The 23,741-nt window shown below is 66.0% G+C and carries 25 protein-coding genes; 6 read left to right on the top strand and 19 right to left on the bottom strand.

Annotation, left to right across the window (positions count from 1 at the left end; genetic code table 11):
- Nucleotides 1-65: 65 nt before the first annotated feature.
- From QX048_RS26085 to QX048_RS26070, 4 genes are all read left to right on the top strand, one after another.
- On the top strand, nt 66-356 hold the full coding sequence (locus QX048_RS26085; RefSeq protein WP_315751711.1) for a hypothetical protein: 291 nt from the start codon (nt 66-68) through the stop codon (nt 354-356).
- Between the two features lie 155 nt (nt 357-511).
- Nucleotides 512-1,270 (top strand): SDR family oxidoreductase, encoded by a 759-nt coding sequence (locus QX048_RS26080; protein WP_315826851.1) that lies wholly within the window; start codon nt 512-514, stop codon nt 1,268-1,270.
- A gap of 22 nt (nt 1,271-1,292) precedes the next feature.
- The gene (locus tag QX048_RS26075) at nt 1,293-2,543 is read left to right on the top strand and encodes an FAD-binding oxidoreductase (RefSeq protein WP_316191225.1); all 1,251 of its coding nucleotides are present in this window, start codon (nt 1,293-1,295) and stop codon (nt 2,541-2,543) included.
- A 31-nt stretch (nt 2,544-2,574) separates the two neighbouring features.
- Nucleotides 2,575-3,243: an amino acid ABC transporter permease gene (locus QX048_RS26070; RefSeq protein ID WP_315712227.1), complete on the top strand. Its 669-nt coding sequence runs from the start codon at nt 2,575-2,577 to the stop codon at nt 3,241-3,243.
- A gap of 127 nt (nt 3,244-3,370) precedes the next feature.
- Here the strand turns inward: QX048_RS26070 and QX048_RS26065 are convergent, their stop codons facing one another.
- From QX048_RS26065 to QX048_RS26025, 9 genes are all read right to left on the bottom strand, one after another.
- The gene (locus tag QX048_RS26065) at nt 3,371-4,249 is read right to left on the bottom strand and encodes a transporter substrate-binding domain-containing protein (RefSeq protein WP_315712225.1); all 879 of its coding nucleotides are present in this window, start codon (nt 4,247-4,249) and stop codon (nt 3,371-3,373) included.
- Nucleotides 4,250-4,382: 133 nt separating this feature from the next.
- Nucleotides 4,383-5,396 (bottom strand): Na+-dependent transporter, encoded by a 1,014-nt coding sequence (locus QX048_RS26060; RefSeq protein ID WP_315826853.1) that lies wholly within the window; start codon nt 5,394-5,396, stop codon nt 4,383-4,385.
- Between the two features lie 102 nt (nt 5,397-5,498).
- A complete protein-coding gene (locus tag QX048_RS26055) occupies nt 5,499-6,563 on the bottom strand; it encodes a ketopantoate reductase family protein (RefSeq protein ID WP_315826854.1) in 1,065 nt (354 codons plus the stop codon).
- Nucleotides 6,564-6,824: 261 nt separating this feature from the next.
- On the bottom strand, nt 6,825-7,439 hold the full coding sequence (locus QX048_RS26050) for a YitT family protein (protein WP_315826855.1): 615 nt from the start codon (nt 7,437-7,439) through the stop codon (nt 6,825-6,827).
- Nucleotides 7,440-7,464: 25 nt separating this feature from the next.
- Nucleotides 7,465-8,631: an amino acid aminotransferase gene (locus QX048_RS26045; RefSeq protein WP_315826856.1), complete on the bottom strand. Its 1,167-nt coding sequence runs from the start codon at nt 8,629-8,631 to the stop codon at nt 7,465-7,467.
- A gap of 191 nt (nt 8,632-8,822) precedes the next feature.
- Nucleotides 8,823-9,152 (bottom strand): hypothetical protein, encoded by a 330-nt coding sequence (locus QX048_RS26040; RefSeq protein WP_315826857.1) that lies wholly within the window; start codon nt 9,150-9,152, stop codon nt 8,823-8,825.
- 78 nt (nt 9,153-9,230) lie between these two features.
- Nucleotides 9,231-9,587: a cupin domain-containing protein gene (locus QX048_RS26035; protein ID WP_315712213.1), complete on the bottom strand. Its 357-nt coding sequence runs from the start codon at nt 9,585-9,587 to the stop codon at nt 9,231-9,233.
- Between the two features lie 182 nt (nt 9,588-9,769).
- Nucleotides 9,770-10,732 (bottom strand): alpha/beta hydrolase, encoded by a 963-nt coding sequence (locus tag QX048_RS26030; protein ID WP_315826858.1) that lies wholly within the window; start codon nt 10,730-10,732, stop codon nt 9,770-9,772.
- 44 nt (nt 10,733-10,776) lie between these two features.
- Nucleotides 10,777-11,550, bottom strand: coding sequence for an SDR family oxidoreductase (locus QX048_RS26025; RefSeq protein ID WP_315712210.1), 774 nt, complete (start codon nt 11,548-11,550; stop codon nt 10,777-10,779).
- A gap of 213 nt (nt 11,551-11,763) precedes the next feature.
- Between QX048_RS26025 and QX048_RS26020 the strand changes: the two genes are divergently transcribed.
- Nucleotides 11,764-12,750, top strand: a complete 987-nt coding sequence (locus QX048_RS26020) for a DUF2155 domain-containing protein (protein WP_315751702.1) — start codon at nt 11,764-11,766, stop codon at nt 12,748-12,750.
- 6 nt (nt 12,751-12,756) lie between these two features.
- Here QX048_RS26020 and aat read toward each other — a convergent pair whose 3' ends face one another.
- The 10 genes from aat to tcuA form a co-directional block, all read right to left on the bottom strand.
- Nucleotides 12,757-13,437: a leucyl/phenylalanyl-tRNA--protein transferase gene (gene aat, locus QX048_RS26015; RefSeq protein ID WP_315826859.1), complete on the bottom strand. Its 681-nt coding sequence runs from the start codon at nt 13,435-13,437 to the stop codon at nt 12,757-12,759.
- A gap of 59 nt (nt 13,438-13,496) precedes the next feature.
- Nucleotides 13,497-14,585 (bottom strand): sensor histidine kinase, encoded by a 1,089-nt coding sequence (locus tag QX048_RS26010; protein ID WP_315751700.1) that lies wholly within the window; start codon nt 14,583-14,585, stop codon nt 13,497-13,499.
- Nucleotides 14,582-15,019: a response regulator gene (locus tag QX048_RS26005; protein ID WP_172109443.1), complete on the bottom strand. Its 438-nt coding sequence runs from the start codon at nt 15,017-15,019 to the stop codon at nt 14,582-14,584. Before QX048_RS26005 ends, QX048_RS26010 begins: the two co-directional genes overlap by 4 nt.
- Nucleotides 15,016-16,536, bottom strand: a complete 1,521-nt coding sequence (locus tag QX048_RS26000; RefSeq protein WP_315826860.1) for a sensor histidine kinase — start codon at nt 16,534-16,536, stop codon at nt 15,016-15,018. The genes QX048_RS26005 and QX048_RS26000 overlap by 4 nt, the downstream gene beginning before the upstream one ends.
- A gap of 115 nt (nt 16,537-16,651) precedes the next feature.
- On the bottom strand, nt 16,652-18,001 hold the full coding sequence (accC, locus tag QX048_RS25995; protein ID WP_315712202.1) for an acetyl-CoA carboxylase biotin carboxylase subunit: 1,350 nt from the start codon (nt 17,999-18,001) through the stop codon (nt 16,652-16,654).
- A 90-nt stretch (nt 18,002-18,091) separates the two neighbouring features.
- Nucleotides 18,092-18,577, bottom strand: a complete 486-nt coding sequence (gene accB / locus QX048_RS25990) for an acetyl-CoA carboxylase biotin carboxyl carrier protein (protein WP_315712201.1) — start codon at nt 18,575-18,577, stop codon at nt 18,092-18,094.
- Between the two features lie 50 nt (nt 18,578-18,627).
- Complete coding sequence (gene aroQ, locus QX048_RS25985; RefSeq protein ID WP_315712200.1) at nt 18,628-19,107, bottom strand: type II 3-dehydroquinate dehydratase; 480 nt, start codon at nt 19,105-19,107, stop codon at nt 18,628-18,630.
- Between the two features lie 264 nt (nt 19,108-19,371).
- Nucleotides 19,372-20,079, bottom strand: coding sequence for a DUF1236 domain-containing protein (locus tag QX048_RS25980; RefSeq protein WP_315826861.1), 708 nt, complete (start codon nt 20,077-20,079; stop codon nt 19,372-19,374).
- Between the two features lie 186 nt (nt 20,080-20,265).
- Nucleotides 20,266-21,363 carry a tricarballylate utilization 4Fe-4S protein TcuB gene (gene tcuB, locus QX048_RS25975; RefSeq protein WP_315826862.1) on the bottom strand — a complete coding sequence of 366 codons (1,098 nt, stop codon included), beginning with the start codon at nt 21,361-21,363 and terminating at the stop codon, nt 20,266-20,268.
- A complete protein-coding gene (gene tcuA / locus QX048_RS25970) occupies nt 21,350-22,765 on the bottom strand; it encodes an FAD-dependent tricarballylate dehydrogenase TcuA (RefSeq protein WP_315751696.1) in 1,416 nt (471 codons plus the stop codon). Before tcuA ends, tcuB begins: the two co-directional genes overlap by 14 nt.
- 205 nt (nt 22,766-22,970) lie before the next feature.
- Here tcuA and QX048_RS25965 point away from each other — a divergent pair, with 205 nt between their 5' ends.
- Nucleotides 22,971-23,642, top strand: coding sequence for a GntR family transcriptional regulator (locus QX048_RS25965; RefSeq protein WP_315712636.1), 672 nt, complete (start codon nt 22,971-22,973; stop codon nt 23,640-23,642).
- Nucleotides 23,643-23,741: the final 99 nt, after the last annotated feature.

The following is a 23,741-nucleotide window of genomic DNA, read 5'->3' as shown; positions in this document are numbered from 1 at the left end:
TGATACAATTTAAAGTTGTGTGACATGCGCGAAGCGCGCATAGTACGCGCATTGCCACTTTGTCCATGGAGGATACGATGCGCGTATTTCTGTCCCTGATTTTGTTTGCTGCTGCCGCGGTCGGCAGTGTCGACAGCGCTTTTGCGGCCAAAGCCGAAGTCACCGGAATGTGCGTCTGCAAGAAAGGCGGCAGCACGATCGAGACCTATAGCGAGACGATCTGCGTGAAGAACGATCATGCGGGCTGCACATCCGCGAAGGTCGCCTGCGTGAATGCCTATGCCGCCACCTGCAGCGGCAAGGGCGGCACGATTTCACAGTCGACCAACAAGTGCAAAGTCGGCGCCAAGTGCTGAGCGGCGAACTCAGCCGTTCGACCTGGACGTTCTGAACGTCTGAGGCGCAAGAAGTCCCGCGCGACGGACATCGGCGCATGTCCGTCCGCGTGTTGGCATCGGCAGGTGTGAGACCTATAGTCCGCCCCGCGAAACCGAGGGGTAGACGAGGCGCGATGCGTGTCACCATCATCACCGGCAGCGGGGCCGGCATCGGCGCTGCGGTGGCGCGCCGCATGGCCGCGCCGGGGCAGGCTGTGATGCTGCACGGGCAGGGGGCTGACGAAGCAGGTCTCGCGCGTCTGCGGGACGTCGCCGCGGCGTGCCGGGAGGCCGGCGCCGAAGCCGAGTTTCATTGCGGCGATCTGGCCAGACAGGGCGTTGCCGCCGAGCTGGCGGCTGCGGCACGAACGCGGTTCGGCCGGATCGACGCGGTGGTGCATGCTGCCGGCTTTGCCGACCGCCGCAGCTTTCGCGATCTGCCGCGCGACGGGCTCGACCGCTCACTCGCAGTGATGCCCGCGGCATTTCATGAGCTCGCCAGCGCCGCGCTCCCTGACCTCGTGCAGAGCACCCATGCGCGCGTGGTCGCGATCTCCAGCTTCGTCGCGCACCGCTTCGTGCCGGGCGGCACCTTCCCGGCCTCGGCCGCCGCCAAGGCGGCGCTGGAGGCGCTGGTGAAATGCCTCGCCATCGAGCTGGCTGCGTGCGGCGGCACCGCGAATGTCGTCGTGCCCGGCTATACGCGCAAGGATGCGGGACGGCTCGGCTCGCTCGATCCGGCCGCGTGGCAGACGGCGGCGGCGGCCAATCCGCAACAGCGCCTCGCCGAGCCCGACGACATCGCCGCGGCCGTGACCTTCCTGCTGTCGAAAGACGCCGGCCACGTCACCGGCGCGGTGCTGCCGGTCGATGGCGGCCTGACCCTGATGTAAGCAGCAGATGGATCGAGAGACGATGGAGCGTATGCAGCAGACAGCCGACGTGGTCGTGCTGGGAGCGGGGATCGTCGGCGTCTCCTCCGCCTACGCCATCCGGGAGCGCGGGCTCTCGGTGGTGCTGGTCGACCGCAAGGCGCCGGGCGAGGAGACATCGTACGGCAATGCCGGCATTCTCTCCTCCGGTTCGATCCTTCCGCTCAACAAGCCCTCGCTGTTCAAGGCCCTGCCGTCCTATCTCGGCAACAAGAGCGCGGCGCTGCGCTGGGATCCGGCATGGACGCTGCGCAATGTCGAATGGGTGCTGCGCTTTCTCGCCAATGCCGTGGAGTCCCGCGTCAAGCCGCGCGCCACCGCGCTGCATGGCCTGATCGGTGCGTCGCTGAGACTGCATCGCGACTGGATCGTTCGCGCCGGCGAGCCGCAGCGGATCCGCGAGACCGGCTGGCTCAAGGCGTGGCGCAGCGACGCTGTCGGAGCGGCCAAGGCGGAGCAGGCTCTCCTGGCCGAATACGGCATCAAGAGCGAGCTGCTCGACCGCCAGGGCATTTCCGCGCTCGAGCCTAATATGCTGCCGGTCTACAAAGTGGGACTGCTGCACAGCCAGACCGCGTCGGTCGACTCGCCCGGCAATGTGACGAAAGCCTATGCGCGGATGTTCGAGGGCGCGGGCGGCGTGCTGCGGCAGTCCGAGATCAGGGCGGTGCTGTCCGACGGGGACGGCTGGCGTGTCGTGCTCGGCGACGGCGAGATTCGCGCCCGTCATGTCGTGGTTGCGCTCGGTCCCTGGTCGCCGGACATTCTCAGGTCGCTCGGCTACCGGGTGCCGATGGCGTTCGAGCGCGGCTATCACCAGGAGTTCACGCCCAACCCGGCGCGCATGTTGCACCGTCCGATCCACGACGCCGAAGGCAGCTTCCTGATGACGCCGATGGAGAACGGCGTGCGCGTCACCTCCGGCGTCGAGCTGACCAATCGCGATGCGCCGTCGAATTTCGCCCAGCTCGAGCAGGTGGTCCCGCTGGCGCGCGGCGTGGTCGAGTTCGGCGAGGCCGTGGCCCAGCCATGGCGCGGCGCGCGGCCGACCTTGCCGGATTCGCTGCCGATGATCGGGCCGGCGCCGCGCCATTCCGGCCTGTGGCTTGCATTCGGCAATCAGCATATCGGTTTCACCACGGGGCCGGCCACGGGCGCGGCGATCGCCGCGATGATCACGGGCGAGGCGCCGTCGTTCGACGTCTCCGCCTTTGCTCCGAGCCGGTATCTGTGAGGGGCCGCGACCGCGTCACGCCGGAGCTGCGATGAACTATACCTGGGATTTCGCCATCCTCGCCAAGTACAGCCATCTGTTCTGGCTGGGGCTCGGCTGGACCATGGCGTATACGCTCGGCACCATCCTGCTCGGCTCGGTGATCGGGCTCGTCGTCGGCATCGTCAGGCTGCGCCGTCCGGTCGTGATCGACTGGCTGCTGATCGGCTATATCGAGCTGTTCCGCTGCACCCCGCTGCTGGTGCAGATCATCTGGTTCTACTACGCGTTCCCGGTGGTGATCGGCGTCAACATTCCGGCGCATGTCGCCGCGGTCACCGTGCTGTCGCTCTACGCCGGGGCGTTCTATGCCGAGATCGTGCGCGGCAGCATCGAGAGCGTGCCGCGCGGGCAATGGGATGCGGCGCGCGCGCTCGGCCTGCGTCCGTGGCGGATGATGCGGCTCGTGATCCTGCCACAGGCCTTGAAGCCGATGCTGGCGCCCTACGTCAACCAGTCGGTGACGCAGTTGAAGAACACCTCGCTGGTGTCGGTGATCGCGGTGCCCGATCTCGTCTACAACGCGACGCTGATCAACGCCGACACCTATCGGCCGCTCGAGGTCTACACCATCATCGCGCTGATCTATTTCGCGATCCTGTTTCCGGCGACGCTCCTGGGCCGCCGCTTCGAGCGCGGCATGACGTACGACAAGGCGTGAGGCGATACATCATCGAATGCCTCCGTCATTGCGAGCGAAGCGAAGCAATCCAGGGCGGCACGAACGGTCCTGGATTGCTTCGTCGCTGCGCTCCTCGCAATGACGCTCGGAGAGAGCGTGGCTTCGCTTAGATGTTCACCTCGACCGGCACGTCCTCGGCCTTGACGCCGGCCAGCCCCAGGCCCTTGACGAACCATTCGCGCATCTGGCCGATGCCGCGGTTGTAGTCGATCCACACCGCGAGGAAGTCGCGCCAGCGCTTGTCGGCCTCGCGGCGCACGCCCATGCTGGAGGGAATCGCGACCGAGGGCGACTGCAGGATCTTGTAGGAGCCGAGATTGGGGTTCTTGGCGATTGCGGTGAGGCCCAGGATCAGGGCGTTGACGACGACGTCGACGCGGCCCGAGGCCATCTCCAGCATCACTTCGTCGCGCGACTTGAGCGACTTGATCGTGGCGTTGGGAGCAAAGCGCCGCGCCACCGCCTCGTTGGCCGAGCCGACGTCGACGGCGATCTTGACCTCGGGCTTGTTGATGTCGGCCCAGGTCTTCGCTTCCATGCCCTTCTTCAGCATGGCGCCGAACGGATGCGGGAACACCGTGCCGCAGAAGTCGATGACCAGCGCGCGCTGCGGCGTCGGGTTGAGGGCGAAGCCGAGATCGATCTTGCCGGCCTGCAGGTCGAGCACTGAATTGCCGTAGGTCGACTCGACATATTCGAGCTTCACGTCGAGCAGCTTGGCGATGTCGTTGGCCATCTCGATCGAGAAGCCCGACCAGGTGCCGGTGGCAAGATCCTTGTTGAAATAGGGCAGCTCGCCCGGCAGCACGGCGATGCGCAGCACTTTGTTGGCGCGGACGCGGTCGAGCGTGTTGTCGGCCGCTTGCGCCGAGGCGGGCGTCGTCGTCATGGCGGACGCGAGCGCGGCACCGGAGCCGATGGCGAGCGCGTAGCGCAGCGCATCGCGGCGGTCTTCGGAAATTTTCTGATCGTCTGACGTGGTCACATAATCCTCCTGCACCAACAGGCACGGAGCGTAGCGCCGGCCTTGCACGCCAGCAACAACCATGTCGGCCTTGATAGTAAGCGGCTGGCCGTCGCGTCATGCCGAAGCGGCCGCAGGCCGTTGCTGCTCTGCCTCATTCCGATGCAGGGCTGATCAAGCTGTGATCGGTCCCGCCAGATGGAAGCGCCTTGGGACGCAAGCGCTCGGCGAGCGGCCGCAGCAACTGCGGGGCAAGGTGAATCGGGAACTGGCTCATCGCGAAATACAGCCAGGTGGTGCCCGGGATCGCGCCCTCGGTCGCCGCCAGCATCAGCCCCATGTTGCGCAGCGACACCATCATGCCGAGCGCCATGGCGCGTTCGCGGCCCGCGCCGCGAAACAGCAGCATCGTGGTACCAAGCAACAGCAAGAACACGGTGAAGGCGAGCAGTGCCAGTCCCAGCATGCGGAACGGGCTCGCGGTCAGGTCGGCCAGGAAATGAGCCATGATGGCGGAGGCGAACACGAACAGGATGAGGACGTTGAAGCCATCGATCGGCGCGCGATGGCGGCGGATCGTATCGATGCCGAAGGCAAGGCGGATCGCGGCGGCCGCAGCCAGCGCGCCCGCAAGGATGGCGGCGAGCTTCAGCCCTAGCGCGGCCGGAGACAGTGACAATGTCTCGCCCAAAAACATATAGCCGAACAGCGGCGCCGTCAGCGGCACCAGCGCGGTCGAGGTCACCAGCGTGATGAGAACGAGCGTCGCGTCGAGCCCCATCAGCGCGGCGAGCGCGGGCGAGGCCATCATCGGCGAGGCCGTCCCCTGCAGCATCAGCGCGAGATACAGGTCGGGTGCTGTGGCATCGACGCCCGTGATGCGCCCGATCGAGCCGACCAGCGCCGGCACGGCGATCGTGGTCCAGGCCGTCGCGGCCACCACCAGCAGCGGGCGGCGCAGGTGCGCTGTTAGCATCGCGACGTCGACGCGCATGAACGAGATGCAGAGCAGCAGGAAGATCGCGTGCGTGACGTAGGGGCGCGCCAGCTCGCCGAGCGGCGGCACGGCGATCGCCGCCAGCAGCACCGCGACGATGGCGCGGGTGCCCTGATTGCCGAGCCAGCTCAGGGCCTGCAGAGGAAAAGCGAGAGGCTCGAAGGACGGCATCTTCATTCCGAACGCTGTGAATCAATGAACGCGCGAACCATGCGTTGGCCGCGCGTTCATGCAAAGTCACATCTGGTTACGGACGATGTCGGCGCCTGCTCATCACTGCGCGCTGGAGCCGCCGACCACGATCTTCTCGTTGAGCTTGAAGTCGACGGTCTGCACCGTCTGGTCGATCTCGGCATTGGGCATGCCGAGCTGCTGCGAGATCAGCTTCACCAGAAGGTCGACGCGCTCGATGAACGGCGCGCCCGCGGCGACGGCCCGCGCGGCCGACGACGGCTTGAGCAGGCTCTCGGCCGCCTTGGCGTATTTTTCGAACGGCACCTGGTCGCTCGGATCTGCGCCGAGCTTGCGCGCGATGGCATCGACGTGCTCGTAGATCGATTTCGACTGGGCGAGATTGCCATGAACGGCATCGCGGATCGCCTGCGGCTCGCCGCGCGTGATGCAGCGATAGTTGCCGGTAAGCAGCATCGACCACTTCGCCAGCGGCACGAACAGCGAGTCGAACACCTTCAGCTTCACGGGGACGTCCTGGCCGTCGAGCCTGACTGCGTCGATGTCGCGCTCCAGCTCACGCAGCAGCGCATTGTGCTTTTCGTCCTCGAACGCGGCGGCCTTGAAGTTGGTCGGCAGGCCGACATGCAGCACGTTGGCGGCTTCCTCCGGCGGACGGAAGGCCTGCGGATCCGGCGAGCACAGCGTGACCAGCCCGGGCGTGAAGCGTTCCCACACCGCGGGATTGGTGTAGGCCTCGTCGAGGTCGACGTTGGCGAGCGCCGGGATGCGCTTGAGATAGGGCAGCGGCGGCATGTTCATGATCGAGAGGCACGGCAGCTTGGCCTCGGCGATCTTCACCATCAGCACGCGAATGGTGTGGTTGGTGTACTGCGGCTCCTGCATTGCAAGACCGACCAGGTCGTAGCGCGACAGGTCGACGCTATCGGGCGTGGCCGCGTCGAGCTTGCCCGGCAGGTCGCGCGAGAAGATCGAGCGATGCGCCGGCTCGTCGCGCAGCTTGATGCGGACTTCCGTGCCGTCGCGGTTGATCAGCTCGGCTGTCTTCTTGCGGCAGACCAGCGTCACGTTGTGGCCGGCCATCAGCAGCTTGGTGCCGAGGAGGGAGCCGTAGGAGGCCCCGAGAATCAGAATGTTGCGTGCCATACCTTGGTCGTCCCCAGAGATCGGTTCGAGATTTTGCGTTCGCGTTTCTTGTTGGCGATCCAGCCGTACCGACGAGTCCGTCAGGCGTCCGGCAGGAGCGGACGGATGCGGTAACCCATTGCCTCGGTTGCTGGCATACCAGAGCTTTCATCCCACGGAATGCGCCGTCTGGCAAGGTGCAGCGCACTCGTGCGGCATCCGGCGCGTGTCACGGTGGGGCTATCCGAGCGCAGATCGACCTTGCGCTTGGAGCTGGGCCGTTCAGCTCAGCGCCATATAGCGCCCCGGCTTGTGGTTGATCGCGATGATGACGTTGACGATCACGATGCCGAGGATCGACAGCGCCAGCCGGTTCACGGGGATGACGAAGAACGCGGCGATGATGATGAGGAAATCGACGGCGAGCTGGAAATAGCCGGCGCGGATCTTCCAGTGCTCCTGCAGATACAGCGCCAGAATGTTGATCCCGCCAAGCCCGGTGCGATGCCGGAACAGCATCAACAGGCCGGTCCCGGTCAGGCCGGCGCCGATTACGGTGGCATAGACCGGATCGATATGGCTGATGTCGATCCATGACGTCGTCAGCCGTGAGAACAGGGCGACGAGCCCGACCGCGACAAAGGTGCGGATCGTGAACGGCCAGCCCATGCGCCGGACGGCCAACGCATAGAACGGCAGATTGATCAGGAAGAAGCTGACGCCGAAACCATAGCCGCTGATGTAGCTCAACAGCAGCGACAGACCGGCGGTGCTGCCGACCAGCAGCACCGTCTTGCTGTAGATCAGCATGCCGAGCGACACGAACAGCGTGCCCAGCGTCAGCGCCATCGCGTCCTCGTAGAGCTTGTGCCGCTCCTGAGCGACGATCTCTGTCACGGCCTTGATCCTTGCAGGCGATGTTTCAAAGCGACTTGAACAGGCCGGCAACGCGCGCGACCTCGGCGAGCTTCAGGCCTGCAATGTTGATGCGGCCCGAGGTCGGCATGTACACGCCGTGCTTTTCGCGCAAAGTCATGACCTCGGCCGGCGTCACCGGCAGCAGCGAGAACATGCCTTCCTGGACGCCGATCGCGATCGTGTTGGACCAGCGCCCGCCGAGCGCCTCGGCAAAAGAGCGGCGCAGCGCGGCGAGGCGCTGGCGCATCGTCTCGAGCTCGCTGCTCCAGTCGGCATAGAGGTCCGGCGTGTCGAGAATCGTCTTGACGATCGCCGAGCCATGGTCGGGCGGCATCGAATAGCTGGTGCGGGCGATGGAGACGAGATTGGAGCGCGCGGTCTCGGCTGCGGCCTGTGCCGAGGCGACGGCGTAGAGCGCGCCGGTCCGCTCGCGGTAGAGTCCGAAGGACTTCGAGCAGGACACCGCCAGCAGCGCCTCGGGCACGGCCGCGACCATTGCCCGCAGGCCGGCGGCATCGCCCTCGAGACCGGCGCCAAAACCCTGATAAGCGGAGTCGATCAGCGGCACGAGGCCACGCGCGGCCATCACGGCGGTGATGCGCGCAAAGTCCTCGGTGCTGAGCGGGGCGCCGGTCGGGTTGTGGCAGGAGGCGTGGATCAGGACGGCGTCGCCGGGCGCGGCGCGCTGCAGCGCCTCCAGCATGCGGTCGAACTGCAGCGTCTGCGACGGAACGTCGAAGTAGGGATAGGTCTCGACCTCGAGCCCCGCCGCGGCGAAGATGCCGGCGTGGTTGGGCCAGCTCGGCAGTCCGAGCCAGATCTTGCCGGTGCCGGCCTGGCGGATCAAATCGGCGGCGAGGCGGAGCGCACCCGAGCCGCCCGGGGTCTGCACGCCTGCGGCATGGACCGAGGGCGCGGGGCCGCCGACGAGCGACCACAATAGGTCGAGGAAGAGCTGGTCGCCTTCCGGCGCCACATAGCTCTTGCTGTCCTGGCTCTCCCAGATGATGCGCTCCGCAGCTTTCACAGCGCGGAAGATCGGCGAATGGCCGGCCTCGTCGCGATACACGCCGACGCCGAGATCGACCTTGTCGGCTCTCGGGTCAGCCTTGAAGATGCCGATCAGAGCGAGCAGGGGATCCTCGGGCTGGCGGGTCAAGCGGTCGAACATCGGGGCGATCCTATTGGAGGAGGGGCCTGCCAGACGGCCATAAGCCGTCCTTGCGGGCGACGGGACACTATCTCGGTTGCAGCGCAAGAACAGCGGACATTTCGGCGATGCTCCGCTTCGTTCGCTGCATGGGCGGCCGTTGCGCCCTCAGAACTTGCCGTGGCCCGCCTGAGCGAACTGAGCGACAAGCGTCAGCGACTGCCTTCTGAGCCAGAACGGGGCTCGGGAGCCGGATGTGGGGACTCGTTGCGGATCTTGCGCGCGCGCCTGGCGGCAAGCTGTGAGCGAACCCTGCCATCGACTTTGCGGCCTGTCGCACGTTGCCATTTCCGAAGCTCGGCCGCGGTCAGGATCACTTTCACGATCCGCTCGTCCGGGCGACTGCCGATCGTGTCGATGACCTCCTGAGCGCTGGCCAGCCATTCTTCATAAGTGTCGTGCAGATCCGGGCAGATCCGCCTGATGTCCTCCCACTCTTCGGGCTGGAACCAAGCCAGCGCAATCTCCAGAGTTGGCTCCATGTTTATCCTGCTCACCTGTCCGCTCTGAATGATATCTCAAGCTCGCGGAGGCCCGAAGGTCTGACGCCTTCCGGCGAGTCAGATGCGCGGCTTGGGCGCGGGCACCCGGTCGGAGTCGCCGGAGTTCGGTTCGCCCTTGGGTTCGATCAGGAGCACCTTGACCTCCTTGGCCGCGCGCGGCCGGTGGACGACCCCTTTGGGGACGACGAACAACTCGCCGGCCTTCACCGTCCGCGACGGCTGCCCCTGAATGTCCATCTCCATCTCGCCTTCCAGGACCAGGAAGAAGTCATCCGTCGTGTCATGCTTGTGGAACGGGAATTCTCCCATGAACTTCACGACCATCACGTCATTATCGTTGTAGTCCGCGACCACGTGCGGGTCCCAATGGCCTGAGAATTGGCTCAGCTTGTCGGCGAGGTTCACGGTCTTCATGTGGGAGTCTCCTGCTGCGAGGAATGAAATGTGAGCTGTCCAGTCGTCCCGGCCGGCTTGCGCGGGATGTAGCTGCTGCTCGAGCGCGAGCAAGCCGATCTCACACGCGACGACTTCGGCCGCATGTGAGCACGACCCGCGAACTCGCGGGTCGGTGCGTTCTGAGCTCAGCGCGGTAACGCTCAGATGCCGCCGGGCCGGTCGAGCTGCTTCAGCCAGGCGCCGATGTCGCGTGCGGCGACATTGGCCTGGTCGAGCAGCTTGCCCATCGTGAAGAAGCCGTGGAATTGGCCGGGATGGTTGCGATGCGTCACCGGCACGCCGGCCTCGCGCAAGCGGCGCGCGTAGTCGTCGCCCTCGTCGCGCAGCGGATCGGCGCCGGCCGTGAGCACATAGGCGGGCGGTAGCCCGGCTAGGGTTTCCGCCTTCGCCGGGGAGGCCCGCCAATCGTGGACGTCGGCGGCACTGTTGAGATAATGGTCGCGAAACCAGCGGATCACCGAATGCGTCAGCAGCACGCTGGTCTCGGGCTCGCTGTGCGAGGGATGGCTCATCGAAAAGTCGGTGGCCGGATAGATCAGCACCTGGCCTGAGAGCTTCGGGCCCTTGCCGTCACGCGCCAAGAGCGCGACGACGGCGGCGAGATTGCCGCCGGCGGAATCGCCGCCGACGCTGAGCCTGGCGGCATCGATGCCGAGCGCGGCAGCATTGTCGGCGATCCATCGTATGGCCGCGGCGGCGTCGTCGACCGCGGCCGGAAACTTGTGCTCGGGCGCGAGGCGGTAGTCGACCGAGATCACGATCAGTTCGCCTTCGTGCGCCAGCGCGCGGCAGACCACGTCATGCGACTCCAGATTGCCGATCACCCAGCCGCCGCCGTGATAGAACACCAATCCTGGTGCAAGACCGTTGGTCTGCCGCACCGTCCTTGGTCGATAGAGCCGTGCCGGGATTGTGCCATGCGGGGCAGGGATGGCGAGGTCCTTGACGTCCGCAAGCTCGGGCGGCTCGGGATTGCTCACGACGCGCGCGGCCAGGTAGTAGTCCCGCGCCTCCTGTGGTGTCAGCGTCTCATAGGCCGGCCGACCGGCCTCCTGAAATGCTTTGTAGACGGCAGCGGCATCGACATCGAGTTGCACGGGCATTGCAAAAACCTGTCGGGTTGAAAGACGGTCAAGTTGAAGGGACGTCAGGCGGCGGTGCGGCCGCCATCGACGGTGTAGGCCGCGCCGGAGACGTAGCTGGCATCGTCGGAGGCGAGGAAGGCGACGATCGAGGCGACCTCCGCGCCCTGGCCGAGCCGGCGCGCGGGGACGCGATCGACCACCTTGTCGGCCGGAACCGCGGCGCCGCTGCGCCCTTCGATGATCGCGCTCAGCATGCGGCTCTCGATCAGCCCGGGGCAGATGCAGTTCACACGGACATTGGTGCCGGTGCACTCCCAGGACGCGCTCTTGGTCAGGCCGATGACCGCGTGCTTGCTGGCGCTGTAGACGGCGATCTGCGGCGAGCCGATCAGGCCGGCGATCGAGGCGGTGTTGATGATCGAGCCGCGGTTCTGCTTCAGCATCACCGGCAGCACGTGCTTGAGGCCGAGGAAGACGCCGACGACGTTGACGTCGAGCACGCGACGGAACGCCTCCAGCGGATATGCGGTGATCGGCTTGATCTCGCCTTCGATGCCGGCATTGTTGAAGAACACGTCGATGGTGCCGAACCGATCGCACGCTTGTCGCACATAAGCCGCGACCTGGTCCTCGTCGGTGACGTCGGCGGCCACGGCGAGCGCCTCGGCGCTCGCCGGCAGGGCGGCCGTCGCGGCGGCGAGATCGGCCTCGCGCCGGTCCACGGCGACGATGCGGGCCCCGCGCGCGGCCAGCAACCGCATGGTCGCGGCGCCGATGACGCCGGCCGCGCCGGTAACGACGGCCACTCGGCCGTCGAGACGGATCGAATCAGACATCGATTTCCTTCCCTTTGGCGCCGGTTCCGATCCGGCTCTTGATCACGACTATCTCATTGGAAGAACCGGCTGACCAGCACGCGGAGTGCTGGCAGCTCGCCCTTCCCCCGCCGTATTCGACATGTTAACGGGAGGGCTGATCGAGAGCGGCGGATGGGTCATGACGCGATTTGATTGTCCTGAACCCCGATTCGCCTGATAAAGCCGCGCGAGATGCACCGAACAATCGTCCTGACCGGTATCGCGGCATTGCTGGCCGCCACATCCCTCACGCTGTCCGTGCCGGCGCGCGCGCAGATCGGTACCATTTTCTCCGATCCCGTTCCGCGCCCGCCGGGCAACATTCCGCGCCGTGGCGAGCCGATTCCGCCTCCTGAGGAAGAGGAGGAGATCCCGGAGCTGCCGCAGGGCCGGGTGCTGCCGGCGCCAACCCGTCCGCCGCCGGGGCAGGGCGCCGCCCTGCCGGGTCCGGTCCAATCCCAGCCGCTGGCGCCGCCGCCGGGAACGACGATCCTGCCACAGAACAATCCTCCGGTCGCGGCCGTGCCGCCACCCGGCCAGCCGGGGGCTGCGCCTGGTCAGCGGCAGGCACCGCCACGCGGCGCACCCCAGAATGCGGCGATCCCGCCGAACGGCGCGGTACCGCAGACCCCGGCCACCATCCAGCCGGGCGACGAGGTCGTGACCGAACCGCCGGCGCAGAAGATCGTCAACAAGAAGGCGAGCTTCTCCGGGCTCGACAAGATCACCGGCCGCATCATCAATTTCGACGAGGATATCGGCGAGACCGTGCAGTTCGGGGCGCTCCGGGTAAAGACCGACGCCTGCTACACGAGGCCAGCCACCGAGGCCGCCAACACCGACGCGTTCGTGCAGGTCGACGAGATCACGTTGCAGGGCGAGGTGAAGCGCATCTTCTCGGGCTGGATGTTCGCGGCTAGCCCCGGTCTGCACGGCGTCGAGCACCCGATCTACGACATCTGGCTGGTCGACTGCAAAGAGCCGCAGACCACGGTCGTCAGCGCCGCGCCGGATCAGAAGCCGGCCGCGGCGCCGCAGCCTGCGCAAAAGCGTCCGCCGCAGCAGCGGCAGGCGGCGCCCAGGCCGCCATCGCCGCCGCAGCAGTATCAGACCCAGCAGGTGCCGCCACCACCGCCGCCGCCCCAGGCGGGCGGACCGTTCGGCGGAGTGTTCAGATAACCTCGCTCAGCCGCGCGCTGCGATGATCGCGAGTGCCTCGGTGCCCGAGATCGGCCGATCAACCGCCAGCCTGGCGAAATTGGCGGCCGGCCCCCTCAGGGCCTTTTCGAGCAGCACGGTGTAGCGCCGGCGCGGGATCTCGACGGCGCCGAAGGTCTTGAGGTGCTCGGTGACATATTGGGTGTCGAGCAGCTCGAAGCCCCCGGCGATCAGCCGCGCGACGAGATGCACCAGTGCGACCTTCGAGGCGTCGCGGGTGCGGTGAAACATGCTCTCGCCGAAGAAGGCGCGGCCCAGGCTGACGCCGTAGAGGCCGCCCACCAGCTCGCCATCCTGCCAGCATTCGACGCTGTGGCAATGGCCGAGCGCGTGGAGGCCGCTGTAGAGCTCGCGGATACGCTTGTTGATCCAGGTGTCCTCGCGGCCGGGCTGCGGCTCGGCGCAGCCATCCAGCACCGCCTTGAACGCCTGGTTCACGGTCACGGCGAAGGCATCCGACCGGACCGTGCGCGCAAGGCGCGAGGCGACGCGAAAGCCGTCGAGAGGAATGACGCCGCGCAGCTCCGGCTCGACCCAGAACAAGGTCGGGTCGTCAGCGCTTTCGGCCATCGGGAAGATGCCGCAGGCATAGGCACGCAGCAGGACCTCGGGCGTGATCTCGGACGCTGCAGAGTCGCGCGTATTCATGGGACCAGCATAGCAGGCCGATGCCGGGCGCGCGATGGTCGCGTGCCGGCTGCGTCGGCTCAGCCGACCGCGGCAGCCGCGGGCTTGGGAGTATCTTTTTCGAGGCGGAAGCGGACCACGATCTTGGTGCCAGCATGGCTCGGATCGGGGCCGACGGTGGCGTCGAGCTTGGTCGCCATGGCGCTGACGATGCGCTGGCCCATTCCGGTCGAGCGCGGATCGCTGGTTGCGTTCAGGCCGACGCCGTTGTCGGCGATCGACAGCACGATGTCCCCGCCTGCAAGCTTAAGCTCGACGTGGATCGGGCCCGGCCCATCGGGGTAGGCGTATTTGACCGCGTTCATGACCAGCTCGTTGACGACGATACCGATCGCGACCGCGCGATCCGGGTCGATCTCGACCGGCTCCGCCTTCAGGGTCAGCCGCGACATCCGGTTGCCCTCGGCCGAGCGGCGCAAGTCGTCGAGCAGCGAATCCAGATACTGGTTGAGCAGCACGCTCTTGAGATCCTGAGACGTGTAGAGGCGGCGGTGCACCTGCGCCACGGCGGCGACGCGGCCCATTGCATTGGTGAGCGCGGCCTTGACGTCGTCCTGGGTGCTGGAGTTGGCCTGAAGATGCAGCAGCGAGGCGATGATCTGCAGCGAATTGCCGACGCGGTGATTGACCTCGCGCAGCAGGACCTCGCGCTCGGCCGCCAGCGCCGCGTAGCGGTCGCGTGATGCCCGCACTTCCGCCTCCGCCTCGTCGCGGGCCTTCTGCAGCCGGGCCTGGCGCACCGCGCCTTCGGCCGCGACCTGCAGCAGGGGAATGAACTCGCCCTGCACGTCCTTGACCAGGTAGTCGGCCGCGCCGGCCTTCAGGGCCGTGACCGCGATCTTGGAATCCTGTGAGGCGGTGACGAACACCACCGGCGGCGGTTCCGGCAGCGCCATGATGCGCTCCAGCGTCTCGAGCCCGTCGAAGCCTGGCATGTACTGGTCGAGCGCCACGACGTCGATGCCGCCGCGCTCCAGCCGCTGCAAGCCCGCGCTGCCGTCGGCGGCGTGTTCCACCGTGAAGCCCAATCGCTTGAGCCCGCGCTCGACCAGCCGCGCGAGCGCTGCGTCGTCGTCGATATAGAGCAGCGTGGGGGCGGCGGAGCTCATGCGGCGGGCGGAACCTGGATGACGGAGAAGAACAGGCCGAGTTGGCGAATGGCGTTGGCGAAGCTTTCGTAGTTGACCGGCTTGGTGATGTAGACGTTGCAGCCGAGTTCGTAGCAGCGCTTGATCTCCTGCGAGTCGTCCGTCGTGGTGAGGATGACCACCGGCGCGCTCTTCAGGAAACTGTTCTGCTTGACCATCTTGAGGATGTCGATGCCGGTCATGTCCGGCAGGTTCAGGTCGAGCAGGATCAGCAATGCGTGCCCCTTGTGATCAAGGCCGGTGCCGTCAGCACCCAGCAGATACTTCACGGCATCTGTACCATTGGTGAACGGCTTGATCTCGTTGTTGACGCCGGACCGGCGGATGTTGCGCTCGATCAGGCGGGCGTGGCCTTCGTCGTCCTCGATCATGATGATCGTCACGGGCATGGTCATCGGTCTGAGTTCCGGTTTGAGGCGTTCCAGTTGATCGGGAGCGTGATGGTGAACGTGCTGCCCTGGTCTAGCTCCGACGCGACCGACATGGTTCCGCCGAGCCGGCGCACCAGCGCGCGGACATGCGCCAATCCAATCCCCTGACCCGGACGGTCCTGGGTTCCGGCGCGACGGAAAAGATCAAAGATACGTTGATGATCCCTGGGATCAATCCCCCGGCCGTTGTCCGTAACCTCGAAGATGGCAAAACCGAGCTTGGTACGGGCGCGAATGGCGATGTCGCCGGGAACGCCCGGCTTGAGATATTTGATCGCGTTGTCGATCAGGTTGGAGAAGATCTGCTCCAGCGCCAGGCGGTCGCTGACGATGGCCGGCAACGGTTCCACGCGGATGGTGGTGTCGGTTTCCGCCGCCTGATGCGCCAGGGTCGAGACGATGCCCTCGATCAGCTCGCGGGTATCGATCCGCACCGGCACGAACTCGCGGCGGCCCTCGCGGGTCAGGTTGAGGATGGCCGTGATCAGCCGGTCCATCTTGGCGATCGAGGATTTGATGAAGCCGAGCGCCTCGCTGAAATCCTCCGACAGCTGCTGGTCGGCGCCTTCGAGCTCGGGCTCGGCGCCTTCCGCCGGCGGCGGCGCGTCGGAGGCCGCCCGCGCCAGCGTTGCGATCCGCCGGAAGATGTCGTTGCGCAGCTCGTCGAGCTCGCTGGTGAAGCCCATGATGTTGACGAGCGGCGAGCGCAGGTCGTGGCTCACGATATAGGCGAAGCGCTGGATCTCCTCATTGGCCTCGCGCAGGTCCGCGGTGCGCTCGTCGACGGTGGCTTCGAGGTTGAGGTTGCTCTCGCGCAGCCTGGCCTCGGCCTCGTCGCGCGCGCTGGTCGAGCGGCGCACAAGGAGCACCGAGATGATCGCGAGCAGGACGACCAGGGCCGAGCCAGTCACCGTCACGACGGTCGCCAGCTGCTGGCTGCGGTCGGCATTGGCGGTGCGCAGCACGAACAGCCGCTCTTCCTCCAGCCGCATGCGATTGGCGAGATCGCGGATGTTGATGCTGGTGTTGCCGGAAGCGGCGCTCCGCACGAGCGCGGCGGCGGCGGCGAGGTCACCCTGCGCGGCCAGGTCCTTCTCCCGCCTGAACTGGCCGAGGCGGGTGTCGATTTCGGCGCGGACCTGGCGGAGCAGCTCGACCTGGGCAGGATTGTCGGCCACGAGTGTTCCGAGCTTGTCGAGCACCGGCGCGATCGCGGTGACGGCGGCGTCGTGATCCGTCAGAAACGTATTGTCCTGGGTCAGCAGGTAGGCGCGGGCGCCGCTCTCGGCCCGGCGGACCTCGAGCAGCAGCGCGTTGATCTGGTTCTCCGCCTCGATGGTGTGCACCACCCAGGCGTTGTCTTTGCGGGCCTTGTTGACGAGCAGCACCGAGGCCGTGCTGACGACGACCAGCACCAGGAATCCCGCCGACAGCAGCAGGATTTGTCCCAGCGTGCGCCTTTGTCCAATCTCAGGCGCCACCGCTCACTCGCATGCCAATTGAAATACCTGCCCCCTCAGCGGAACCGCCGAAAGAGCAGAACGCAGTGCGGGCTGGAGGGTTCCGGCGCGTCAGTGGAATTTTGCGGTTAGCCGCTCACTCCGCCTTCTGGCCAGCGAGGTACTGTTCGAGCCAGTGGATGTGATAGTCGCCATCGATGATGGCCGGCTCGCGGACAAGGGCCCTGAACAGCGGCAGCGTGGTCTCGATGCCGTCGACGACCATCTCGTCCAGTGCGCGCCGCAGCCGCATCAGGCATTCGACCCGGGTCTTGCCGTGGACGATCAGCTTGCCGACCAGCGAGTCGTAATAGGGCGGGATCACGTAGCCCTGGTAGACGGCAGAGTCGATGCGGACGCCGAGGCCGCCAGGCGGGTGGTACTGCAGGATCTTGCCCGGCGAGGGCCGGAAGGTGACAGGGTTTTCCGCATTGACGCGGCACTCGATGGAGTGGCCGTTGATGACAACCTGGTCCTGGGTCATCGGCAGGTCGCCGCCGGCGGCGATGCGGATCTGCTCCAGCACGAGGTCGATCCCGGTGATCATCTCCGTGACGGGATGCTCGACCTGGATGCGGGTATTCATCTCGATGAAATAGAATTCGCCGTCCTCGTAGAGGAATTCGATGGTGCCGACGCCGATGTATTTCAGCTCCTGCATCGCCTTGGCGACGGTGTTGCCGATCTTGGCCCGGGCCGCTGCGTCAAGCACCGGGGAGGGGCCTTCCTCCCAGACCTTCTGATGGCGCCGCTGCAACGAGCAGTCGCGCTCGCCGAGATGGATGGCGCCGCCGCGGCCGTCGCCGAGCACCTGGATCTCGATGTGACGCGGCTTCTGCAGATACTTCTCCAGATAGACCGAGGCGTCGCCGAACGCCGATCTCGCCTCGTTGGCCGCTGTGGTCAGCGCCAGCTGTAGGTCGGCCTCGGTGTGGGCGACCTTCATGCCGCGGCCGCCGCCGCCGGCGGCTGCCTTGACCAGCACCGGGAAGCCGATCTCCTTGGCGATCGCCATCGCGTCGTGGTCCGGAGTGACAGCGCCATCCGAGCCTGGAACGACGGGAATGCCCAGCCGCTTGGCCGTCTTCTTGGCCTCGATCTTGTCGCCCATCAGGCGGATGTGCTCCGCCTTCGGCCCGATGAAATGCAGATTGTGGTCCGCGAGAATCTCGGCGAAGCGCGCGTTCTCCGACAGGAAGCCGTAGCCGGGATGCACGGCGTCGGCGCCGGTGATCTCGCAGGCGGCGAGCAGGGCGGGAATGTTGAGATAGCTGTCCTTCGACGGCGGCGGCCCGATGCAGACGCTTTCGTCCGCGAGGCGGACATGCATCGCATCGGCGTCGGCGGTGGAATGCACCGCGACGGTGGAGATACCGAGCTCCTTGCAGGCCCTGAGGATGCGAAGGGCGATTTCGCCGCGATTGGCGATGAGGATCTTGTCGAACATGGTGCCTCGGGCGCGAGTGGCGAGTAGCGAATAGGGAGTAGCGAATAGGGAACGGACGGCTATTCGCTATTCGCCATTCGCTACTCGCAATTATTCAATGATCACCAGCGGCTCGCCGAACTCAACGGGCTGGCCGTCCTCGACCAGGATCTGCGTCACCGTCCCGGCGCGCGGTGACGGAATCTGGTTCATCGTCTTCATCGCCTCGATGATCATCAGGGTCTGACCGACGGACACCTTGGAGCCGACCTCGACGAACGGCTTGGCGCCGGGCTCGGGCGCCCAGTAGGCGGTACCGACCATGGGAGAGGGCACCACGCCGGGATGTTTTGACAAGTCCGCGCCGGCGGCTGCCGCGGTGGCGGCTGCGACCACGGGAACGCCAGCGGCGGCGGTTCCGATGGCCGAATGGACGGCCGCCGCAACGGTCACGTTGCGGGCAACGCGGATGCGAAGGCCGGCACGCTCCAGCTCGATCTCGGTCAGGCTGGTCTCATCCAGCAGCGCTGCGAGCTCGCGAATGAGCTGGCTGTCTTCGGATTTCGCGATGGTCTTGTCGTCGGGCTGGGGCGCCATGATCTGATCCGGAACGTTGGGTGCGTGAGGACTGTGACGTCAGGCTTGCGCTAGATGTCGGTCTGCGTGACGGCTTTGGCGCCGATCTTGGCGGCGAGGCCGGTGATCGCCAGCCGGTAGCCGTCGATGCCGAAGCCGCAGATCGAGGCAAACGCGGCCTTCGCGGTGAAAGAATGGTGCCGGAAGCTCTCGCGGGCGTGAATGTTGCTGATGTGCACTTCGACGGTGGGGATCTTCACCCCCATCAGCGCGTCGTGCAAGGCAATGGAGGTATGAGAGTAGGCGCCGGCATTGAGGATGATTCCGACCGCACCGCGGCTGCGGGCCTCATGGATGCAATCCACGAGCACACCCTCATGGTTCGACTGCCGGCACTCCGCCGTCAGGCCGAAGCGCGCGGCCGTCTCGACGCAGAGCCGTTCGACGTCTGCCAGGGTGGCATGGCCATAGGTCTCCGGCTCGCGGGTGCCCAGCAGGTTGAGGTTGGGTCCGTTGAGGACATAGATCGTGTTGTGCGCGGCGTCGGCCATTCCCATCCCGGCGGTGTGGCGGCAGTGGGCGGCGTTATAGGTAACAAAGCCGCCAAGGGGAAGCCTTTCGGCAGCCGGGCCGGCTGCCCGAGGCTTGGTCCGTCAGACGAAAAAACCGTCTTAAGTGTACGAAATTGCTGGTTAACCAGGTTTGTCCACCCGGCTGCACGGGCTGCGTGTGATCGCCCTTACGTGCTCTTTGCGCAATAGAATGGGGCGGGCATTGCTGCCCGCCCCATGTCCTCATCGCCTGCCTGGTCGGGATCAGGCGTCGAGAACTGCGACGATCTCGTAGGTGCGGGGATCGATCACGATGATCTGCTCACGAACCAAGATGAAGTCGTATCCGCGCCATTCCGGATAGATCGTCACGACTTCCGCCGGGAGCCGGTGGAAGTGAACGTCGCGCGGCACCCGGGTGCCGACCGAGATGTTGAAGTTCACGTTGGTCACCGGCTCGACGCGCTGGCTGCGGATCACGCTGGTGATCTTGGTGCGCTGCTCGGTCGAGAGCTTGGCGCCGGCGCCAGCCTGTCCGGTGGTGGTCTGCGACCGGTCGCTGCCGGTCTTGGTTTCGGCGTTCGTGCTGGTGCCGCTCTTGCTGTCGCGACCCTCGGCCTTCATGTTCTTGGAGCCGGCCTTGTCGGTCTCGGAGGTCGCGCCCTTGGCATTCGGACCCTTCATGCCTTCCTCGGCGCGCTGGCCCTTGGTCGCACCGGGCTTCTGCTCGGACTGACTGGAGCGCATGTCGGACGCAGGCGAGCCGCTGTCGCGATGCATCGCGCCGCCGGGCGCGTTCATGCCACCGCTCGATGCTCCGCCGGCAGCACCACCGGTCGCACCGCCCTGCATGGCTGCGCCGCCGGACTGTCCAGCTGCGCCGCCCGCACCGCCGGTACCTTGCGCATGAGCAAAACCTGCACCCGCCAGGAGCGCGATTGCAGCAACTGATACCATCAAGCGATTGGTCATCCTCTATCCTCCTCGTATTTGCACTGCCCGCGCCGACAACGGCAGGAGGTAGGAGTCGTTCCGTGCGTCGCTGATCGTTCCGGAAAAATGTCGCAGATCGCAACTTTATGAACGGATGCTCAGGGTCATGAATGCTGCATGACGACAACAGTGATCCGTTGCGTGTCGCCGGCGACCTCGCATGAGCTACGCGCCGTGACGTTCGCGCGCGTAGCGGACGAGCGCCAAGAATCGATAGAGGCCGTGCACGAACTTGCCGTAGGGCATCGTGATGAAGAGCGCGAACACCGCACCGAGATGGAGCGCGAGCAGCAGGCCCATCGTGCTGGTCTCGCGTAGCAAGAGGAGGGCGAGCCCGGTTGCGCCGGTAAGGACGAGCATCGCCAGGAACGCGACATCCATGGCGCGACTGCCCGCATCCATCATCGCAGGCTCACGCCTGCGCTTGGCGGTGTGGAGTCCGAGCGGACCGACCACGATGCCCAATCCGCCCAGCGTGCCGAGCACGACCGGCAGGTCCCACAACGGATAGGGCGCCTCACGGTGCAGAAGATAGTGATAGAGCGTCGCGACGCTGGTCGATGCGACGCAGAGCATGAAGCCCCAGAACGTCAGATGGTGATAGAACCGCCGGGTGTCGCGTGGCCGCTCATCCTCGTTGTAGCAGCCAACGCCGCCGCCATCGAGATAGCGCAGGCTGGCTGCGTCGCGAACGGCGCGCAGCAGTGGACGTGGGCGCGTCAAGGTCGAGCTCGGCTCGCCGATATCATTCCAGAACGCCCGAGCGCCCATGATGAAGGCGATGATGGCCCACAGGAAGGCGGCGCCGAACAACAGCGCCATCGCGTTGTGGGGCATGAGCGCGTAGAACGAGCCGGGGCCGTGCCGGCTTGCAAACACCGCGGCGGGATCGTTGAAGGCCACGATGCCGACGATGAACGCGGCCATGCTGACCACCACGATGAGCGACACCGCGAGACCATTGCGCCTGAACAGCGGCGCCAGCGCGCGCGGCCAGGCATAGTCGGCATAGCTCTCGTGCCGCACCCGGGCCAGAACGGAGGGGACGCGAACGTCGAACTCGTGCGGGGGGGAGAACTGGCAGTCGACGTAGCAGGCCCCGCAGGCATGGCAGAGATTGGCGAGATAGTTGAGGTCGCCGCCGGTGAAGGCGCGGCGCATCTCCATTGCCGGAAACACGGCGCAGAGTCCCTCGCAATAGCGGCAGGAATTGCAGATCGTCATCAGCCGATCCGCCTCGGTCAACGCCTCACTGCGCTGCATGTGTCGCTGCTCCCTGGCCGGCGATACGCCCGAACACGCTGCCGATCGTCATGCCGATTCCTGCGGCATAGCCGCGGCCGAGCACGTTGCCGGCCATGATCTCGCCTGCGGCGTACATGTTGTCGGCGGGACCGCCGGACTTCATCATCATCTTTGCGGCGTGATCGACCCGCACGCCGAGATAGGTGAAGGTAATGCCGGGCCGAACTGGATAGGCGTAGTAGGGGCCGCTATCGATGCGGCGCGCCCAATGCGATTTCGGCGGCGTCAGGTTCTCGGTGCGGCAATCGTCGAGGATGTCGGGATTGAATTGTCCGTCGCGCACCGATGCGTTGAAGTGCGCGACGGTGGCGGTCAGCTTGTCCGGATCGAGGCCGAGCCTGCCAGCGAGCTCGGTGATGCTGGCCGCCTCGATCGCGGGGTAGAGCGACGGCATGAACAGGTTCGCCGATTTCGCGTCGAAGATGATGTAGGCAATCTGGTCCGGCTGAGCGGCAACCAAGCGTCCCCAGATCGCGTAGCGCTTCGGCCAGACGTCCTCGCCTTCGTCGTAGAATCGCTCAGCGTTGTTGTTGACGACGATGCCGAACACGACGCAGTCGAGCCGCGTGATGATGCCGCCGTCATATTTGGGGGCGCGCGCATCGATGGCCACCGCGTGGCACTGGGTCGGATCGCCAATGCTGTCGACGCCGGCGCCGAGCAGCATGTCGAGCACCGTACCGCGATTGTTGGGCGTGCCGCGGATCAGGAAGTTGCGCGCGATCTCGCCCCAGCCCTCGACCAGCCTGTCGATGTTGGCTTCGAAGCCGCCCGCTGCCGCAACCAGCGCCTTGCCGCAGATTCGCGTCCTGGCGTCACGCTGCCGGATGATCGCAGCGTCGAAACGGGTCTCATCGATGTCGAGCCCGACGACCTCCGCCTCATACAGCACGTCGACGCCGAGCCGCTCGGCGGTGAGATACAACGCATTGAGCATGGCCCGGCCGCCGCCCAGGAAGAACGAGTTGGTCCGCCCTAAGCTCAGCGTCCCGCCGAGCGACGGCTGGAAACGCACGCCCTGTGCGACGATCCAGTCGAGCATGTCCTTGGACTCGCGGATCATCAGGCGCGCCAGTTGTTCGTTGGTCTGGCCTTCGGTGACGCGCAGGAGATCGTCCCAGAACTCGTCCTCGGTGTAGGGGCCACTCAACGTCGCGGTCGCCGCGTCATGGGCGCAGCGCATGTTGCGGGTGTGGCGCGTATTGCCACCGCGATAGAACTTGGAGGCAGCCTCCAGCACGATGACCGAGGCCCCGGCGCGCCGTGCCGCAATGGCGGCGCAGAGGGCTGCGTTGCCGCCGCCAACCACGACGACGTCGTAGGTCAGGGGATGGTCGGCGATATCGCTCTGATCAGTCATTGCAGGCCCTCGCGGACGCAAGGCGGCGGGGCCTGGACCGGGTTTGGTCCACACAGCCACCCCTCCGCATGCCAGCCGTCGGCCAAGCGATGATGGATGGTACGGAAGTAAAGGCTGCAGTAGGCATAGAATTGGTATGCCATTGTATACAAAAATATGCAAGATAGGCTGTTGTTCGCAACGAGATTGTGAAATCGTGACCCCCATGTCCTCGGAAGCGCCATCGCTCACCATCGATCGTGACAACGTCTCTCTCGGCGAAGCGGTATTTCGTGCGCTGTGCCATGCGCTGGAGAACGGCTTCTATCGCTCCGGCGATCGGCTGCGTGAGGACGAGGTCGCCCAGAAGCTGAACGTCAGCCGGACGCCGGTCCGTGAGGCTTTCGGCAAGCTGGTGGCCAAGGGGTGGGTGCAGCCGGCTGGTGGACGCGGCCTGATCGTGCGCAGTCTCGACGAGAATGAAGTCCTCGAGCTGTACGCGATGCGGGAAATTCTCGAAGGCGCCGCGGCCCGGCTCGCCGCGCAGTATGCCGTGTCGGCCGAGATCGCGGCGCTCCGCGACATTCATGCACGCTTTGTCAGCGGGGGGGACGACGCCGCCGAGCTCGCGCGGCTGAACCGGCTAATGCACGGTGCGATCCAGCGCGCGGCGCGCAACCGCTACCTCGATGCCGCCCTCGAGGACATGCATGTCGCGACAGCGCTGCTGGGAACCACGACGTTTGCGGCCGAAGGACGTGCAGCAACAGCCGCGGCCGAGCATGGTGAGCTGATCGAAGCGATCGCGATCCGCGATCCCGATCGGGCCGAGGCGATTGCACGCGGGCACATCCGCGAGGCACTTCGAACCCGGCTCGGCATGAAGCTGAAGGGATAGGCGAGGGCGCTGCCGCCACCCGGCTGCCGCTTCGCCACCGGCTCACGGCAAAAGCAGAAGGCCGGCTGAGACAGCCGGCCTTCGATTGATCCCGTGATG

Source organism: Bradyrhizobium sp. SZCCHNS30572 (assembly GCF_032484415.1).
GTDB lineage: Bacteria > Pseudomonadota > Alphaproteobacteria > Rhizobiales > Xanthobacteraceae > Bradyrhizobium.
This window is presented reverse-complemented; position numbering and strand designations above follow the sequence as displayed.

Bases quoted from the DNA above. Each gene is read 5' to 3' on its own strand.
- QX048_RS26085 (WP_315751711.1), top strand. From the start codon at position 66: ATGGAGGATACGATGCGCGTATTTCTGTCCCTGATTTTGTTTGCTGCT.
- QX048_RS26080 (WP_315826851.1), top strand. From the start codon at position 512: ATGCGTGTCACCATCATCACCGGCAGCGGGGCCGGCATCGGCGCTGCG.
- QX048_RS26075 (WP_316191225.1), top strand. From the start codon at position 1,293: ATGGAGCGTATGCAGCAGACAGCCGACGTGGTCGTGCTGGGAGCGGGG.
- QX048_RS26070 (WP_315712227.1), top strand. From the start codon at position 2,575: ATGAACTATACCTGGGATTTCGCCATCCTCGCCAAGTACAGCCATCTG.
- QX048_RS26060 (WP_315826853.1), bottom strand. From the start codon at position 5,396: ATGCCGTCCTTCGAGCCTCTCGCTTTTCCTCTGCAGGCCCTGAGCTGG.
- QX048_RS26055 (WP_315826854.1), bottom strand. From the start codon at position 6,563: ATGGCACGCAACATTCTGATTCTCGGGGCCTCCTACGGCTCCCTCCTC.
- QX048_RS26045 (WP_315826856.1), bottom strand. From the start codon at position 8,631: ATGTTCGACCGCTTGACCCGCCAGCCCGAGGATCCCCTGCTCGCTCTG.
- QX048_RS26040 (WP_315826857.1), bottom strand. From the start codon at position 9,152: ATGGAGCCAACTCTGGAGATTGCGCTGGCTTGGTTCCAGCCCGAAGAG.
- QX048_RS26035 (WP_315712213.1), bottom strand. From the start codon at position 9,587: ATGAAGACCGTGAACCTCGCCGACAAGCTGAGCCAATTCTCAGGCCAT.
- QX048_RS26030 (WP_315826858.1), bottom strand. From the start codon at position 10,732: ATGCCCGTGCAACTCGATGTCGATGCCGCTGCCGTCTACAAAGCATTT.
- QX048_RS26025 (WP_315712210.1), bottom strand. From the start codon at position 11,550: ATGTCTGATTCGATCCGTCTCGACGGCCGAGTGGCCGTCGTTACCGGC.
- QX048_RS26020 (WP_315751702.1), top strand. From the start codon at position 11,764: ATGCACCGAACAATCGTCCTGACCGGTATCGCGGCATTGCTGGCCGCC.
- aat (WP_315826859.1), bottom strand. From the start codon at position 13,437: ATGAATACGCGCGACTCTGCAGCGTCCGAGATCACGCCCGAGGTCCTG.
- QX048_RS26010 (WP_315751700.1), bottom strand. From the start codon at position 14,585: ATGAGCTCCGCCGCCCCCACGCTGCTCTATATCGACGACGACGCAGCG.
- QX048_RS26005 (WP_172109443.1), bottom strand. From the start codon at position 15,019: ATGACCATGCCCGTGACGATCATCATGATCGAGGACGACGAAGGCCAC.
- accC (WP_315712202.1), bottom strand. From the start codon at position 18,001: ATGTTCGACAAGATCCTCATCGCCAATCGCGGCGAAATCGCCCTTCGC.
- accB (WP_315712201.1), bottom strand. From the start codon at position 18,577: ATGGCGCCCCAGCCCGACGACAAGACCATCGCGAAATCCGAAGACAGC.
- aroQ (WP_315712200.1), bottom strand. From the start codon at position 19,107: ATGGCCGACGCCGCGCACAACACGATCTATGTCCTCAACGGACCCAAC.
- QX048_RS25980 (WP_315826861.1), bottom strand. From the start codon at position 20,079: ATGACCAATCGCTTGATGGTATCAGTTGCTGCAATCGCGCTCCTGGCG.
- tcuB (WP_315826862.1), bottom strand. From the start codon at position 21,363: ATGCAGCGCAGTGAGGCGTTGACCGAGGCGGATCGGCTGATGACGATC.
- tcuA (WP_315751696.1), bottom strand. From the start codon at position 22,765: ATGACTGATCAGAGCGATATCGCCGACCATCCCCTGACCTACGACGTC.
- QX048_RS25965 (WP_315712636.1), top strand. From the start codon at position 22,971: ATGTCCTCGGAAGCGCCATCGCTCACCATCGATCGTGACAACGTCTCT.